We start from the raw sequence: 14004 nt of genomic DNA on the forward strand, positions 1-14004 counted from the left end.
GTCATCCAATTCCTTCACCAGGGCTATGGCCGGACGAGATTGCGTCGCCTGGCGTGACTGAGCTTCATGCGACCGGACACCAGGAGCTGCGCCAGATCGTCGTGCAGTTCGGCCGCGAGACGTTGACGTTCCCGTTGTTTGGTCAACGTCAGATCTGAAGCGAATGCCCGCGGGCGAGTACGGGACAGCAGCAACTCTTGCGTCCGTTCCGATACGCGCTGCTTACACGCGATCGTCTATTGCCGGATTTGCTCTTGAACCTTCTTGCTCTCCGTGATGTCGCGAAGCCCCACTCCGCCTGGAAGGGCAGGATCGGCATCCCATCCACTGGAGCCGTTTCTCAGAGAGATCCGTGCAGCGGTGCGAAGCCAGGAAGCCGGGCGCATCATGACCATGAAACGAGTCGCTGATATTTTTGGGAGAGGTGGTTTGCCGCACTCGAAGAAGAGCGATGACTACCCCAAACCGTAGCGTTGCGCTACGACCAATATTCCGACGCCTTCATGTACCCGCGCAACAGATCCCGCCTCGCCACGATGCCCACGAGCTGCGTGCCCCGCACGACCGGCAGGCGCGTGACGTAGCGATCTTGAAAGAGATTCGCCACTTCTTCCAGCTTCATTTCCTCACGGGCCGTCAGTGGATGGGTCGTCATAATTTCCGACGCCGACACCTTGCGCAGATCCCGCCCCTCGATCATCGCTTGCAACAAATCGTATTCCGTCACGAGACCGACAAGACCACCGTCCTCACCCACCACGGGCACTCCGCCGAAATTCTGGTTCGTCATCAGACGCCCGATGGTGAGCGCGTCCGTGCGAGCCGTACAGGTAAACAACGCATCCTGCATGAGCTGACCGACCGTGAGCGTTGCGGGATCACACGCCTGAGTCAGCAGATCGATTCGACGCATAGGCGCTCCTTTCCTCCCGGGACATCGCTCCGTTCACCCGTTAGATCGCCGCTTCGCAGCGGGACGCAATGCCGCCCGCACCACATCCCGGCGGGTGACCACGCCCAGAAGCCGGTTTGTGTCATTCACCACAGGCACCGAGAGCAGATCGCTCTCCGTCAGCACATGCACCAGCGTAGGCAAACTGGTTTCCGGCCGAACGGAATAGGGGTTCGCACTCATCAGCTCGTTCACCGTCCGAGCGCCCCACGCATGCCCCTCATTGAGAGCCAGCAGCACATCATGTTCGCTCACCACACCCAACAGCTGTTTCGACTGGTCCACGACCGGCACCGCGCCACCGGCCTTCAGCAGCAACGACGCGACCTTGTCGCCTGTGAATTCAAGACGAGCCGATGGGACGCGTTGATTCACGATATCCTTCACCGTCAGGTCTTCGAACCGCACGGGTGTGCGCCTTGCGCTTGCGGATCGCCTCGTCTGGGCCTGCCGCTTCGTCACCATACTTCCTCCTCATCATCGCCCCATGGGCTTGGCATCACTTCCGCTGCTACTCGGCTTGCGCAGGTAACGCCGGACTCCGGTCCTCGGCCCAACGGATATGCCGAGTCAGGACCTGTCCCTGCCGCACTGTGAGGTTGTTGACCTGCTGCGTCACGCCCCCCAACGTGGCCGCTATCTCGTATGTGCCGTCGGGCAAGTCGATAAACAACCAGGGTCCGCTGTTGTGCTCCTTCGGCACCGTCAGCACCGTTCCGCCCTTGGCCTGACGAAGCGTCACGGCCACACCCGAAACAAACGGCTTTCCGCCCGCGGTAAAGACCAGCTTCAACGGGAACGGGGGATAATTCGCTTCGCGCTCAACCTGACCGATCCCGGCGCTGAAGTAACGAACCGTCCCGCTGCGATACAGCGGCAGGCGCTCCTTCTGCACACCAATGTCCGTCGGAATCTCCAGCTCGACCGCCTCTCCGTCCGGAAGCACGCGGACCGCCACCGCCGAGGCACTCACGTCCGCCGCCAGCCCGAGACTCATGATCAAACACCCGCCCGCCAATCCATTCAGGTATCTCTGCCGCATGTCGGTCCCTCCCGTCCAATTGGCACGCAATCGTGATGCCCAGCACAGGCAACTGGTTCAGTCTACACCACCGCATGCGCGGACACATCCGGCCTGGCAAACCGCCGGGCGCGAACAGAGCCACTGAGGCCAATTACCCCAGAAGACGGCCTGGCACTGCTGCAAAACGCCGCAGCTCCATGATCCGTAAGACTACGCCCGGGTGGCCTGCCGTTCGCCATCGAGGAGAATACCCCGGCCGGGATGCAACCTCATCCAGGCATATCCAATGCAGACCGTACTCCGGAATGGAAAACCAGACCATGGAGGAGCTGCAGCAATGAAGATGTTCATCGCGGTCGACGGATCGGAATTCGCCGAGTGGAGCGTGCAACTGCTGGAAGCGGTCGCCGGCCGGCCGCCTGATAGCGTGACATTGCTGCATGTCGTCGACAGCGCGTCGCTCAAATCCTCCGCCCGCAAACAGGCTTCTGTCTCGAAGCAGGCCATTGCCGCCATGACGAAAGCCGGCGATCAGATTCTGCGCCGGTTCGAGGGCCTGGCGAAAACCGCGCTGAAGCAAGCCACCACGAAACCCCGCACCACCATCGACACGATGCTCGCCCACGGGCGCGTGGCCGACACCATTACAAAAGTCGCCAGGCAAAAAAAGGCCGACCTGCTCGTCGTGGGCTCGCGCGGGCTCAGCGACGCGGAGCATTACCTGCTGGGCAGTGTCTCGCGAAAAGTCAGCGCCCTGGCTCCCTGCCCGGTGCTGGTGGTGAAACGGCCGCTCACACATCTCTCCCACGTGCTCTTCGCGGCCGATACGTCGAAACACTCGCAAGGCGCCTGCAGCTTTCTGTGCAAACAATTCCTCCCCGATTCCGCCCGGGTCACGGTTCTTTCCGTTGTCGAGCCCGCCGTGACCGAACTGGCGAGTACATATCTGTCGCGGGACCAGGTGGAACAGATTTCCGCGCCGAAGCGTCAGGCAGCCGAGCAGCTGGTGGATACCTTGCGCGACCGCTTCCTGGCCGAAGGGTACGCCGTCAAGCCAGAGGTCCAGTTTGACCATGTGACCGACGCGCTCCTCCGGCAAGCCGCCTCACGCACCATCGACTTGCTCGTGGCAGGCTCGCGAGGATTGACCGGGTCCGAACGGCTGCAGTTGGGAAGCGTATCGGAAAACCTGCTGAAATACGCGCCCTGCTCGGTCCTCATTGTGCGAGGATGGCGTGCCTGAACTGACTGCGTTGGACATCTGTCGCTTGGCGCCGAGCCAGGTGTTTCGTGCGCTCGCCACATCGCCGCAGGGCCTCTCCGCGGACGATGTACGGCGAAGAACGCTCAAGCACGGACCGAACAGTCTGCGGGCCTTGCGCCGCGCGCCGCTTATCGGCCGGTTTGCCCGTCAATTCACACATTTTCTCGCGCTGCTGTTGTGGGTGGCCGCAGGCCTCGCCTTCCTCGCCGACGCCCTCCATGCCGGCGAAGGCATGGCAACGCTGGGATGGGCGATTCTCGGCGTCATTCTCATCAACGCCGTCTTCGCGTTCTTCCAGGAGTATAGAGCCGAGCGCGCCGTTCAGGCCCTGCGCAGCATGTTACCCGCCAAAGCCTGGGTGATTCGCGACGGGCAACAACAACAGATCGCCCGCAGCGAGCTCGTGCCCGGTGACGTGCTCGTGCTGGAAGAAGGCGAGCAGGTGCCCGCCGATGCCCGGCTCACCGAGGCCAGCGGGATGCGCGTGGATAATTCGTCCCTCACCGGTGAATCGAAACCGCAACGGCGGACGGCCGAGCCCATCACCGACGGCCATCCGCTCGATATCGCCAACCTGGCGTTTGCCGGGACTACGGTTCTTTCAGGCCATGGTCAGGCCGTGGTCTTTGCCACCGGCCTCAACACCGAATTCGGGAAAATCGCCCATTTGACGACCTCCGTCCAATCCGGATTGAGCCCGCTCCAGCAGGAAATCGTGAAAGTAACGCACGTCGTGGCTGGCCTGTCCCTCGCCATGGGTCTGGTGTTTTTTGCCATCGGCGTCGGCATGGGGCTGGGATTCTGGAGCAGTGCGATTTTCGGCATCGGCATCATCGTCGCCAACGTCCCGGAAGGGCTCCTGCCGACCGTCACCCTCGCCCTGGCGATGGGCAGCCAGCGCATGGCCGCGCGTAAGGCGCTGATCAAACACCTCGCCTCCGTCGAAACGCTGGGCTGCACCACCGTCATCTGCACCGACAAGACCGGCACGTTGACGGAGAACCGCATGCGCCTCGACAAATTGTATGTCGATGATCTCATTGTCGAATCCCGGGAAGGCTGCTTGTTTACGAGAAACCGCCTCATCAGCGCCGCCGAGGCCGAACGGTGGCGTCCGCTGTTCGACGCCATGATCCATTGCAACAATGCGAAACGTACGCGCCGCCCCGATGGCCGCAGCCAGGCCAGCGGCGATCCCACGGAAACGGCGCTCCTGAATTTTGCCGCAGACCATGGACTGCTCCACCGGCCCCTCCTGCGGCGCATGGGCGAATGGCCTTTCGATGCGGATCGCAAGCGAATGACGACGCTGCACTGGAGCGAGGGCCGCTTGCTCGCATTCACCAAAGGCGCGCCGGAGTCGGTCCTCCCCCGATGCACCATGCAGCAGGGCTCATCGGCCGCCACGGAACTCACTCTCGACGGGCGCAAGAAGGTCCTGGCACAGAGCCAGACCTTCGCCCGGCAGGCGTATCGGGTGTTGGCGTTGGCCATGCGCGAAGTGGACCGCGGCATGGATGAACTCGAGGCCGACAGCCTCGAACAGGGCCTGACGTTTCTCGGGCTCGTGGCCATGATGGACCCGCCGCACCGGGAGGTGCCGGAAGCCATCCAAAAATGCCGGAAGGCCGGCATTCGCGTCGTGATGATTACCGGCGATCATCCGATGACGGCCCTGGCCATCGCGAGCAAAATCGGCCTGGCGCCGGAATCTCCGGTGGCAGAGCCGGGCCGCTTTGTGCCGGTGATCGAGGGCGCGCAATTGGATACATTCAGCGATGAGCAACTCCGCCGCCTCCTCACCCCGACGTCTCCGGGCGAGCCGGACCCGGTGTTCGCCCGTATGGCGCCGCGGCATAAAATGCGCATTGTCTCGACGCTCAAAGAGATGCGCGAGGTGGTGGCCGTCACCGGCGACGGCGTGAACGATGCGCCGGCGCTGAAAATGGCGGACATCGGGATTGCCATGGGCGCAGCCGGCACGGACGTGGCGAAGGAGACGGCGTCGATGATTCTGCTCGACGACAATTTTTCCACCATCGTGAGCGCCATTGAAGAGGGCCGGGCGGTGTTTCTCAATATCCGTAAATTCATGACCTACGTCCTGGCCAGCAACGTCCCCGAGGTCGTGCCCTACCTGGCCTACGGGCTGTCGTCGATTCCGCTGGCCTTGACCGTCCCGCAAATACTCGCCGTAGACCTGGGAACGGACATGGTGCCGGCCTTGGCGCTGGCCGCCGAACGGCCGCACAGCGGCGTGATGGATGAACCGCCACGGCCAAGAACCGAACGGCTCCTGAGCCGGGATGTCCTCATAAGGGCCTATGCCTTTCTAGGCATGATCGAGGCCGGCATTGCCATGGGAGGGTTTTTCCTCTACCTGTACAGCGAAGGTTGGACCTGGGGAGAGCCGCTGGACTGGAACTCTCCGCTCTACAAGGAAGCGACGACCGTGACCTTCGCCGGGATCGTCGCGGCCCAGGTAGCCAACGTCTTTGCGTGCCGGTCCGATCGCCTCCCGGCGTTCCGGCTTGGCTGGGTCAGTAATCCGTTATTGCTGGTGGGAATTGCCGTCGAACTGACCATCCTGCTCATCATGACCTACAGTCCTCTCGGACATCTGGTGCTCGGCACGGCGCCCCTCCCCGCCTGGATCTACGGGCCGCTGGCACTGGGGGCCATCGGACTCTTGCTGGCCGATAGCTTCAAGAAATCTCTGGTCGGGCGCGTGCAGATGCGGCAGGCCGGTTGACGACGTGACCTATGCGTGAACGAATCCAATGCATCATACACCATCGGCACCGGTTGCACTGTGCCGCCAATCCACGGCAGACCGGGAAAGGAAGCGCGTATGACAACCCCGTCAGATTTCCGCGTCAGTGATTACATGCACCGGCAATTGGAGGTGGTTCCGCAGGATACCTCCGTGGTGACCGTCGCCACTAGAATGCGAACGCGAAACATCGGCTCGGTGTTGATCGAATCCTTCGATCGCCCCCACAACGATTGCCGGATTGCGGGCATCGTGACTGAAACCGATCTTGTCTCCAAGGTCCTGGCGCCGGGCCGCGTTCCGTCCCGCACCAGCATGGTCGACATCATGAGCAGCCCGCTCATCACGATTGCGCCGGATCGTCCGATGGTCGATGCCAGCCATCTGATGCAAGGCAAGAATGTGCGGCACCTTGTCGTGAGCGAAGGGACGGACGTGCTCGGCGTCATTTCCGTCCGGGACCTCGTGCGACATTTCGTGGATGCCGACGGAGGGCCGGTCCAGGCGCTGACGAATGTCTACCGTCCGCTGAGCGTCCTCATGCAAACAGCCATTGAAACCATCGGCAGCGAAGAAACCGCCATGGCCGCCGCGCAACGGATGGCCGACAAACACATCGGGGCGCTCTTCGTGATCGAAGCGGACGAACTCGTGGGAATCATCACCGAAGGTGACCTGGTGCGAAAGCTGCTCGCCTATCAGCTCGATCCGGAGTCAATGCGCGTCGGCGCGCTCATGAACTCGCCGCTGCTCGACATCGACATCAACCGCACCATTCGCGACGCCAGTGAACGGATGGCGGCCAAACGCATTCGCCACCTGGCCGTGACCGAACATGAGAAGGTCGTCGGCGTCCTCTCGATTCGGGATCTAGTCAAGATGGTCGCGATTCGTGACCGCCCGGATTTTCTCCGGCGAACCTGATCGACCGGCCGCAAGGGGGAGCACAGCCCCCCCTCGCGGCCGGGATCGCCCAGGACCCACGTTTTGATTGCGCCGCCCTGTCCGGAACGGTAGACTCCTCACATCCGTGTTGTTCCCACACCTGCGCGCATGACAGAGTGAATCATTTCCCCCCCCTCTTAGATGAACGGAGCCGCTGATGTTGGACTGGCTTGCCAATCCTGAAGTCTGGATCGCCTTGGGAACGCTGACCGCGTTAGAGATCGTGCTGGGCATCGATAACATCATTTTTCTGTCCGTGCTCGTCGGCCGCCTGCCGGAATCTCAACGCGCCATCGCGCGTAAAGTGGGCCTGGGACTCGCCATGATGGCCCGCCTCGGACTTCTCTTTTCGATCTCTTTTGTCATGGGCCTGACCAAACCTTGGGTGACGGTCCTCGGCCACGGGGTCTCAGGCCGTGATCTGATTTTGGTCGGTGGCGGGCTGTTCCTGATGGCGAAAGCCACGCATGAGATTCATAACAGCCTGGAGGGTGTCGAGGAAGGCCACTCGCCGACTGCCGCCGCCAGCCTGGGGATAGTACTGCTCCAGATCGCGCTTCTGGACATCGTCTTTTCGTTGGACTCCGTCATCACGGCAGTCGGACTGGTCGAGCATGTATCGATCATGGCGGTGGCCATCATCCTGGCCGTGGTGGTAATGCTGGTGGCGGCGAAGGCGATCGGTGATTTTGTGGAAACACATCCGACGATCAAGATTCTGGCCCTGTCATTCTTAATTCTCGTCGGCGTGACGTTGATGGTCGAAGGATTCGACGTGCATGTGCCGAAGGGCTATATCTATTTCTCCATGGCCTTTTCCGTGACTGTCGAAATGCTGAATATCCGCATGCGCAAAAAGCGGACTGCACCGGTCAGGCTTCATAGCCGCTACGCGGACGATCAGCGGCGATGATCTGGCGCGCGCCCGCTACCGATCGGGTTATTCTCCGTGGAGGCCTTCGGGAACGGAGAGGAGATAATTGGCATCCACCGACTCCTCCCAGGCCCCTCCTCCCTGCGCGTTCCCCATGGCCCACCCTCGCATGAAGACTACGCCCAGCACCGGCTCACTCGCCGGCACCGCCGGCGGCCTGGCCTCCTTCTGATCCGCGACGCGCCCCACCACCGTCACCCGCGCCCATTGCTTCCATTTGGGAGGCAGGAGGGATGCGTCCTGGACGACCACCCAGTAATACCCTGCTTCTGGCCCTTCGTTGATGGTCGGACGATGAGGCCGGTAATCCTTATCCAGCGGCCGGTTTTTCAGATGGAGCCAGAGCCGCGGACCATTCTGCTGCTGGTCTACCACAACCCCGCCGAGAATGACCGTCTTGCCTTGATAGGTGTCCGGCGAGGCGGCAAGGGAGGTCAAGGTGACTCCCGGCTCCGCCTGCTGAATGTACCGGGATGGCAAATTCCCGCACCCCGTCACGAGAAAAAGGCCCGTGAGGCCTGCCAGTAGTCGAGAGAACCGTCCCTTCACATCATCCTCCATTCGTCGAGACGCCAAGAACCCGTAACGATCACGCCCGACCACGCTTCCAACCACTGAGCGCGCACCGCTGGGCAGTCAACGGCATCATGCGCTCAACATCTCCGGCTACGCTGGCCATGACCGTATCGGCGAGCCGGGGGTCTTCGAAACATTCATAGGCATCGTCGAGAAATCCACCACGTAAGAGCGGATGCTGGAGAAACCGCTGCCCGGACCCGCTCGCCACTTCAAGCGGCCGCTCGATCACCCCGATGCGCTCCATGTTCAGCTGTTCGAGCCATCCCCTCGCCTCCACCGCCGACGGCCGCTCCGCCACATGCGCGGCCAGACGTTCACGCTCGATCGTCAGCCCGTGCCGGCTCATTTCGCAATCAATCCGTTGCCAGATGGAATCGAATGTTCCCAGCGACGGAAAGGTCAACACCACTTGGCCTCCAGGCTCGAGATGTTCAATCAATCCCCTCATCGCCTCGAACCGGTGCGGCCGGAGAAACATGACGGAGAGATTACCGGTGATGCGTTGGAAGTCGGGGAAGGACGGGGGCAAGGCGCGCATGTCGACACATTCGAAACGGAGCCAGGGCAACTCACCCCGCTGTAGCGTTCTGGCATTCCCCACCTGGCCGCGGCTCACGTCGATCCCGAGGACGGAGCCGGTCGGCCCCACCTGTTCCGCCAGATGGAAGGCCGGGATGCCATGGCCGCAGGCGATATCGAGGATGGTGAGGCCGGGACGCAGATCAAGCTGCTCCAACAGCAGTTCCGCGAACGGAGTCGACCAGTCATCCTCTGCGGGAAGGGGCCATTGTTGCGCCTGAACCATCATACCTGGCCATCTTACTCGAAGAGCCAGGAGAAAATCAGAAGACTCTCCCACTCGATCAGGCGTTGAATAGGGCGAGCCTCGCCGCCTCCGTCACAGCCGGTCCAACAATTGCTGCTTCTTCGCCCGGTACTCCTCTTCCGTAATCAACCCCTGCTCGTGAAGACGCTTGAGCACAGCAAGCCGTTCCTCCAGTGAGGGCGGTGGGCCCGGTTGAACAGAGGGCTCTGGAGCCGTCACCTGAGTTCCACCCATTGCGCCATGGTATTCGATCGCCAGTTCGTCCGGGTCGGAACGAAATGGATTCCCGCCGCCCCTGGTCGGGCGTATCAACGCCTGCCCTTCACCCGGCACGAATTCGTAAAATGCTCCGGCTTGCGCAAACAGCGGATCCTTCCAGATCTGTTTTCTAATCGCCGGCATGGTCACGGCAATCCGGCAGTTAGCCAATCGCAGATGGATTCGACCCTCCTCGACAACCCAGACTCCCGAAGTCACCTGTTCCAATCCCAGATCCGACGGCCTCGCCAGCGCGAACACCACTTGCTCTTGCGCGGTGGCCTGCTGAAATGCCCGTTGTAACGATTCGCCCAGGTACCGGACTTCCTCTTCGGAAAACGCCGGTTCGGTATCTCCCCGATACGATGCGCCAAGGAGGGGCCTGTGAACGCTTCGTACCTTTACCATTCGCAGCAGGGATTCCCATTCCTGCCGCTGCAGCTCGAATGGGTGATGGAGCCGTTGTTGTTGATCATGCCCTTGTGTGAATGGAACGATCCTGACCAGCCGCTGGTCGTCACAGGAGACGCAGGGCATCTCCTTGCCAGGAGCCAGGCCAGAACAACCGGGCAGAACGAGACAAAGGAGCCAGAGGACGACGCCATTCGCCCTTCGAAGGAACAGATGGTTCACGTGCGCGCGACCTTCCTTCTGACCGGACAATTCAGTACGCAAAATCCAATCCGACCAACATGGTTTGCCCTCTCAAATCACCGCCCGTCGGGCCGACGGCTTGCGTGCGGTAACTATTATATTCCGCGTGCAGCGCCAAATCGGTTCTCGTGGAGTGATGAATGAAATAGCGCGCCAGCACGGTGTGGGAGTCGACGTCATTGTAGTTGCCTTTGAAGACATCGGTGTTGCCGTCTCCGTGCCGGTCGTTTCGAATCACATCATACCGGTAGGCAAAAAACCAGTCCGGCATGTCGAAGAACAGAGCCGGCGCATAGTCCAATTCCACGAACGCCCCGTTCCAGGACGCGTTTTGCGGAGTCGGAATCCCCTGCGATGCAAACAATTGCGCACTGTCATGTCCGTGCATGATCGCGCCAAAGACATTCCACTCCCCGTTGAAGGTCAGACTCACATCGACGCCGATTCTCGTGAACGGCTTTCCGCTGCCTGCGACGCCTTGGCAAGTCGGGCAAGTCGCATTGACCATCGTTGGCGCCTGGCCGTAGGCCCCGAAAATTCCCACACGATGCCCGGTCACGATCCCGTAGCCTCCGAACGACTGCGTGACATGGCCATAGAAATTCACATTACGACCGCCGGTGCCACAAGGCGTGTCCGGAGGGCAACCACCCAACGGCCCTGAAAACGAGTTGGTGGCCAGCGCGGTCAATGAATACCGCAGGTACCCTTCCGTGGACGGCGTTTTCATGATGCCCGACAGTTCCCCGCCAGGCTGGTTGTCTCCGAGCAGGAAGGAATTGGGATTCAAATAGGAGCTGGTCGAGGTCCCTCCGATGGTGGCCGTATACGGCACGCCTGGCGTGTAGTGGTACATGACGAACGGCGTATTCAAGGTCGGACTGCGTTTTTCGCTGAAGGGAAGATCGAGCTCAAATTTCCCCACGCGCAAGTTCAAGAGGTAGTTGCCGGGGTCGGACTTGACGCCGAAATACCGTTCTAAACGCATCAGACGCACAAACGCGCTTTCAAGATCCCCATCCGACGCGCCGGTGCCGAACCCGGCACTGCCGAGTCCCGGCGTATACACCACGCCAAAGGCGATGTCTCGGTGCAGCGTGCCGAAACTCAAGAGGTCCAGCCCGGTGAAGCCGAATCCCCCGGTCGTCACACCGCTGCCTTCCGTCCTCACCTGCGCCGCCTGGTATCCGACCGTCGCGCGAATCGAGACCGGCCAGAAGCCCATCCCGATCCCCTCATAGACCGGCGAATCCGCTTCCGATCCCAATTGATATCCGCGATCTCTGAAGAGATTGCCGAAGTCATTGAGTTTCGGGAAACCAGGGACGTGGCACACGTTACACTTAAAATCATATTTGCGGGCAAATGCCGGAATCGCCTCAGCCTTCTGTACCAGCCCGCTCAATTCGTAACTGATCAGCGCCACCAGGACGAGTATGGCGACAATCACCGCCCTGGCGCGCAACGTTGAGATCTTCATCGGATCAGCCTCCCATTCCACAATCCGGCTTCATTGGTTGCTTATTCAGGCGGAAGCTCGTCTCCGCCACCGGCGACTTTCCACTCGACTTCCACCGGCCGGACGGGAAATTCAAACCGGGATTCCACCTGTGCTTTCGGAGACATCTCTAACGGCTGCCGGATGACATGGGGTTCGTCATACACAGGACGAGAGGAACTGAACTTGACGATGTTGAATCCGGGATGCCAAGCAACCAGTGTGTAGGAGCCGGGTGGAATGTCGGCAATTTCGAATCGCCCCTGTTCATCGGTCACGGCAAAGTAGGGATGGTCGAGCGCCGCCGCCCACGCGTTCATATGGACATGCACATCGCACTGCAGCCGCAATCCGACGCCGCGCGCCCGCACCAGGGTGGCCGCAATCTCGCGGTTCGCCGTCGGCATGGCAATATTGAAGAGACTGTGTTTATCGCTGAACAGATGCGGATTGTGCAGGATCGGCTCGAAATTGGTCAGCGCGACCTCCGCCGTGCGGACAAACGGCGTAATCTGCTGCTCGAACTGGCAAGCCTGCCCTGCGGGATGTCCCGCGCTTTTTCCCATACGCAGCGGATAGGCAGGCGCGGCGGCCTTTCCACGCTCCACCCGCTCGAGATACACCAGGACCTCCTGAAGGCCGTTCGTGGCCGGATCAATTCGTAAGGCCGGCGACGGCACATGCGTGCCGCAGGCATCCAGATCGGCAAACACTTTGAGCGGGGGGATTTTCGGAATGCTGCCCTTCCAGACAGCTTGGCCTTTGACCGTGCCGCCGTCGGAGACATCGATAATTTCATACTCCGCATAGCCGCTGGTTGCGGTGAGAAGCCCTGCCAGCCAGCACAGAAACAGAAGGTGGTAACCGCGATGTCGTCGTGGAGACATGGAAGACCTCATCGACATACCGGGGGCCGGATGACCCAGGGCCGGTGAAGAATAAAAAAAGCCCGAACCTCCGTCTGGAGATTCGGGCTCTAGAGCTGGTCGCTCGTTGGCCTCAATTATGTGCGCACGAGAGGGAGAGTAATCAACCGCACTCCGGCCTGTCAAGTATGCTACGCGCCAGTGTCGAACGGCGTCGAGTCTACTTGAAACCGATGACCATGGAATCCGGCCCGGCAAGGGGTTCGACTTTCGTGCGGGTGAAGCCGGCCTGCTTCATCCATTGCCGGCAATCCGCGCCGGTGAAATCGAATCCGCCGGGGGTCTCGATGAGCATATTGAGACTCATCAGCAAGCCAAACGCATTGGTTTTCCGGGCATCATCGATCAAGGACTCATGGACGATCAGCGCGCCGCCTTTTGGCAACGCCGCATAGGCCTTGCGCAACAGCATCATTTTTTCTTTGCGGTCCCAGTCGTGCAAGATGTGCCCCATGATAAGCACATCCACCTCCGGTAGCGGTTCCTGGAAAAAGTTCCCTTCGTGAAACGCCACGCGCTGCGCTAGTTTCCTGCTTTTGACATAGGCCTCGAAGACCGGCCGCACAGCAGGAAGATCCATGCCCTGGCCGTTGAGGTGCCGGTGAGCCAGCGCAATCTCCACGGCCACGCCGCCTTGAGCGCAGCCGATGTCAGCAAACGAGCGATAGCGCTTCCACGGGAACTTTCCCGCGATGGATCGGGCCGTACCCCGACTGAGTCCGGTCATGGCCTTGAGGAATCCTTCCAGCCGTTGCGGATCGGCGTACAGGGCACCGAAAAAATCTTCACCCGTTTTGACTTCGTTTTGAGGCTTGCCGGTCCGCAAGGCCTCCGTCAGCGATCCCCAGAATCCATACAAGCGGGCATTACACATCTCCAGCATGCCACCGGCATAGGACGGTTTGGCGCGATCGAGAAAGAGGGCGGTCTCCGGCGTGTTGGCATAGCGCGTCCCGCTCCGTTTCAGCAGGCCAAGCGCCACCAAGGCATCGAAGAAATCCCGCGCGCTTCGCGGATGCAATTTCAGTTTGGCAGTCAAGGCTTTGTGGTCGAGCCGGCGCTTGGCCAACTCCGTGAAGAGGCCCAGTTCCACCGCAGTCAGTAACGTCTTTGAACCCCAAAACCCGAACCCGATTTGGAGCATTCGATCAGGAACCAATTGGCCTCCGGCCATGATGCCATCCTTTCATAAGACACAAAGAGCCAGAGGCTACGCGGGGAACCGGGTGCTGTCAACTTCGATGCCGATCCTAAACTGCAGACCGTATCTCTTTTTCCTGCGCCGTATCGAGAGAGATACAGCTACGCGCCCACGCGTTGCTTGCAATTCCACGATAAGACAGACAGAGCGATCACCCCACACGCGCGACG

14 protein-coding genes are annotated in these 14004 nt (G+C 60.9%); 4 read left to right on the forward strand and 10 right to left on the reverse strand.

Features of this window, described 5'->3' with window-relative positions; translation table 11 throughout:
* Positions 1–23: 23 nt before the first annotated feature.
* The 4 genes from GDA65_00960 to GDA65_00975 form a co-directional block, all read right to left on the reverse strand.
* Positions 24–233 carry a hypothetical protein gene (locus GDA65_00960; protein ID MBA5861268.1) on the reverse strand — a complete coding sequence of 70 codons (210 nt, stop codon included), beginning with the start codon at positions 231–233 and terminating at the stop codon, positions 24–26.
* 245 nt (positions 234–478) lie between these two features.
* On the reverse strand, positions 479–913 hold the full coding sequence (locus GDA65_00965; protein MBA5861269.1) for a CBS domain-containing protein: 435 nt from the start codon (positions 911–913) through the stop codon (positions 479–481).
* A gap of 33 nt (positions 914–946) precedes the next feature.
* On the reverse strand, positions 947–1417 hold the full coding sequence (locus GDA65_00970) for a CBS domain-containing protein (GenBank protein MBA5861270.1): 471 nt from the start codon (positions 1415–1417) through the stop codon (positions 947–949).
* Positions 1418–1463: 46 nt separating this feature from the next.
* Positions 1464–1994 carry a hypothetical protein gene (locus GDA65_00975; protein MBA5861271.1) on the reverse strand — a complete coding sequence of 177 codons (531 nt, stop codon included), beginning with the start codon at positions 1992–1994 and terminating at the stop codon, positions 1464–1466.
* 268 nt (positions 1995–2262) lie between these two features.
* On the opposite strand from GDA65_00975, the gene GDA65_00980 reads away from it, so the two are divergent.
* From GDA65_00980 to GDA65_00995, 4 genes are all read left to right on the forward strand, one after another.
* Positions 2263–3219, forward strand: a complete 957-nt coding sequence (locus GDA65_00980; GenBank protein ID MBA5861272.1) for a hypothetical protein — start codon at positions 2263–2265, stop codon at positions 3217–3219.
* The gene (locus GDA65_00985) at positions 3212–5992 is read left to right on the forward strand and encodes an HAD-IC family P-type ATPase (GenBank protein ID MBA5861273.1); all 2781 of its coding nucleotides are present in this window, start codon (positions 3212–3214) and stop codon (positions 5990–5992) included. Before GDA65_00980 ends, GDA65_00985 begins: the two co-directional genes overlap by 8 nt.
* Before the next feature lie 99 nt (positions 5993–6091).
* Positions 6092–6937 carry a CBS domain-containing protein gene (locus GDA65_00990; protein ID MBA5861274.1) on the forward strand — a complete coding sequence of 282 codons (846 nt, stop codon included), beginning with the start codon at positions 6092–6094 and terminating at the stop codon, positions 6935–6937.
* 178 nt (positions 6938–7115) lie between these two features.
* On the forward strand, positions 7116–7871 hold the full coding sequence (locus GDA65_00995; GenBank protein ID MBA5861275.1) for a TerC family protein: 756 nt from the start codon (positions 7116–7118) through the stop codon (positions 7869–7871).
* A 27-nt stretch (positions 7872–7898) separates the two neighbouring features.
* Here GDA65_00995 and GDA65_01000 read toward each other — a convergent pair whose 3' ends face one another.
* The 6 genes from GDA65_01000 to GDA65_01025 all read right to left on the reverse strand — a co-directional run bounded on the left by GDA65_01000 (position 7899) and on the right by GDA65_01025 (position 13807).
* Positions 7899–8468, reverse strand: coding sequence for a hypothetical protein (locus GDA65_01000; protein ID MBA5861276.1), 570 nt, complete (start codon positions 8466–8468; stop codon positions 7899–7901).
* Between the two features lie 13 nt (positions 8469–8481).
* On the reverse strand, positions 8482–9279 hold the full coding sequence (locus GDA65_01005) for a methyltransferase domain-containing protein (protein MBA5861277.1): 798 nt from the start codon (positions 9277–9279) through the stop codon (positions 8482–8484).
* Positions 9280–9369: 90 nt separating this feature from the next.
* Positions 9370–10188: a hypothetical protein gene (locus GDA65_01010; protein ID MBA5861278.1), complete on the reverse strand. Its 819-nt coding sequence runs from the start codon at positions 10186–10188 to the stop codon at positions 9370–9372.
* 31 nt (positions 10189–10219) lie between these two features.
* Entirely contained in the window at positions 10220–11689 is a 1470-nt protein-coding gene (locus GDA65_01015; protein MBA5861279.1) for a hypothetical protein, read from the reverse strand.
* Between the two features lie 41 nt (positions 11690–11730).
* Positions 11731–12612: a hypothetical protein gene (locus tag GDA65_01020; protein ID MBA5861280.1), complete on the reverse strand. Its 882-nt coding sequence runs from the start codon at positions 12610–12612 to the stop codon at positions 11731–11733.
* 181 nt (positions 12613–12793) lie between these two features.
* The gene (locus GDA65_01025) at positions 12794–13807 is read right to left on the reverse strand and encodes a methyltransferase (protein ID MBA5861281.1); all 1014 of its coding nucleotides are present in this window, start codon (positions 13805–13807) and stop codon (positions 12794–12796) included.
* Positions 13808–14004 lie beyond the last annotated feature (197 nt).

Origin of the sequence: Nitrospira sp. CR1.1 (assembly GCA_014055465.1) — a bacterium.
Classification (GTDB): Bacteria; Nitrospirota; Nitrospiria; order Nitrospirales; family Nitrospiraceae; genus Nitrospira_A.

Excerpts from the sequence above, each read along its gene's own strand:
- GDA65_00965 (MBA5861269.1), bottom strand. The coding sequence starts at position 913 with ATGCGTCGAATCGATCTGCTGACTCAGGCGTGTGATCCCGCAACGCTC.
- GDA65_00970 (MBA5861270.1), bottom strand. The coding sequence starts at position 1,417 with ATGGTGACGAAGCGGCAGGCCCAGACGAGGCGATCCGCAAGCGCAAGG.
- GDA65_00975 (MBA5861271.1), bottom strand. The coding sequence starts at position 1,994 with ATGCGGCAGAGATACCTGAATGGATTGGCGGGCGGGTGTTTGATCATG.
- GDA65_00980 (MBA5861272.1), top strand. The coding sequence starts at position 2,263 with ATGCAGACCGTACTCCGGAATGGAAAACCAGACCATGGAGGAGCTGCA.
- GDA65_00990 (MBA5861274.1), top strand. The coding sequence starts at position 6,092 with ATGACAACCCCGTCAGATTTCCGCGTCAGTGATTACATGCACCGGCAA.
- GDA65_00995 (MBA5861275.1), top strand. The coding sequence starts at position 7,116 with ATGTTGGACTGGCTTGCCAATCCTGAAGTCTGGATCGCCTTGGGAACG.
- GDA65_01005 (MBA5861277.1), bottom strand. The coding sequence starts at position 9,279 with ATGATGGTTCAGGCGCAACAATGGCCCCTTCCCGCAGAGGATGACTGG.
- GDA65_01015 (MBA5861279.1), bottom strand. The coding sequence starts at position 11,689 with ATGAAGATCTCAACGTTGCGCGCCAGGGCGGTGATTGTCGCCATACTC.
- GDA65_01020 (MBA5861280.1), bottom strand. The coding sequence starts at position 12,612 with ATGTCGATGAGGTCTTCCATGTCTCCACGACGACATCGCGGTTACCAC.
- GDA65_01025 (MBA5861281.1), bottom strand. The coding sequence starts at position 13,807 with ATGGCCGGAGGCCAATTGGTTCCTGATCGAATGCTCCAAATCGGGTTC.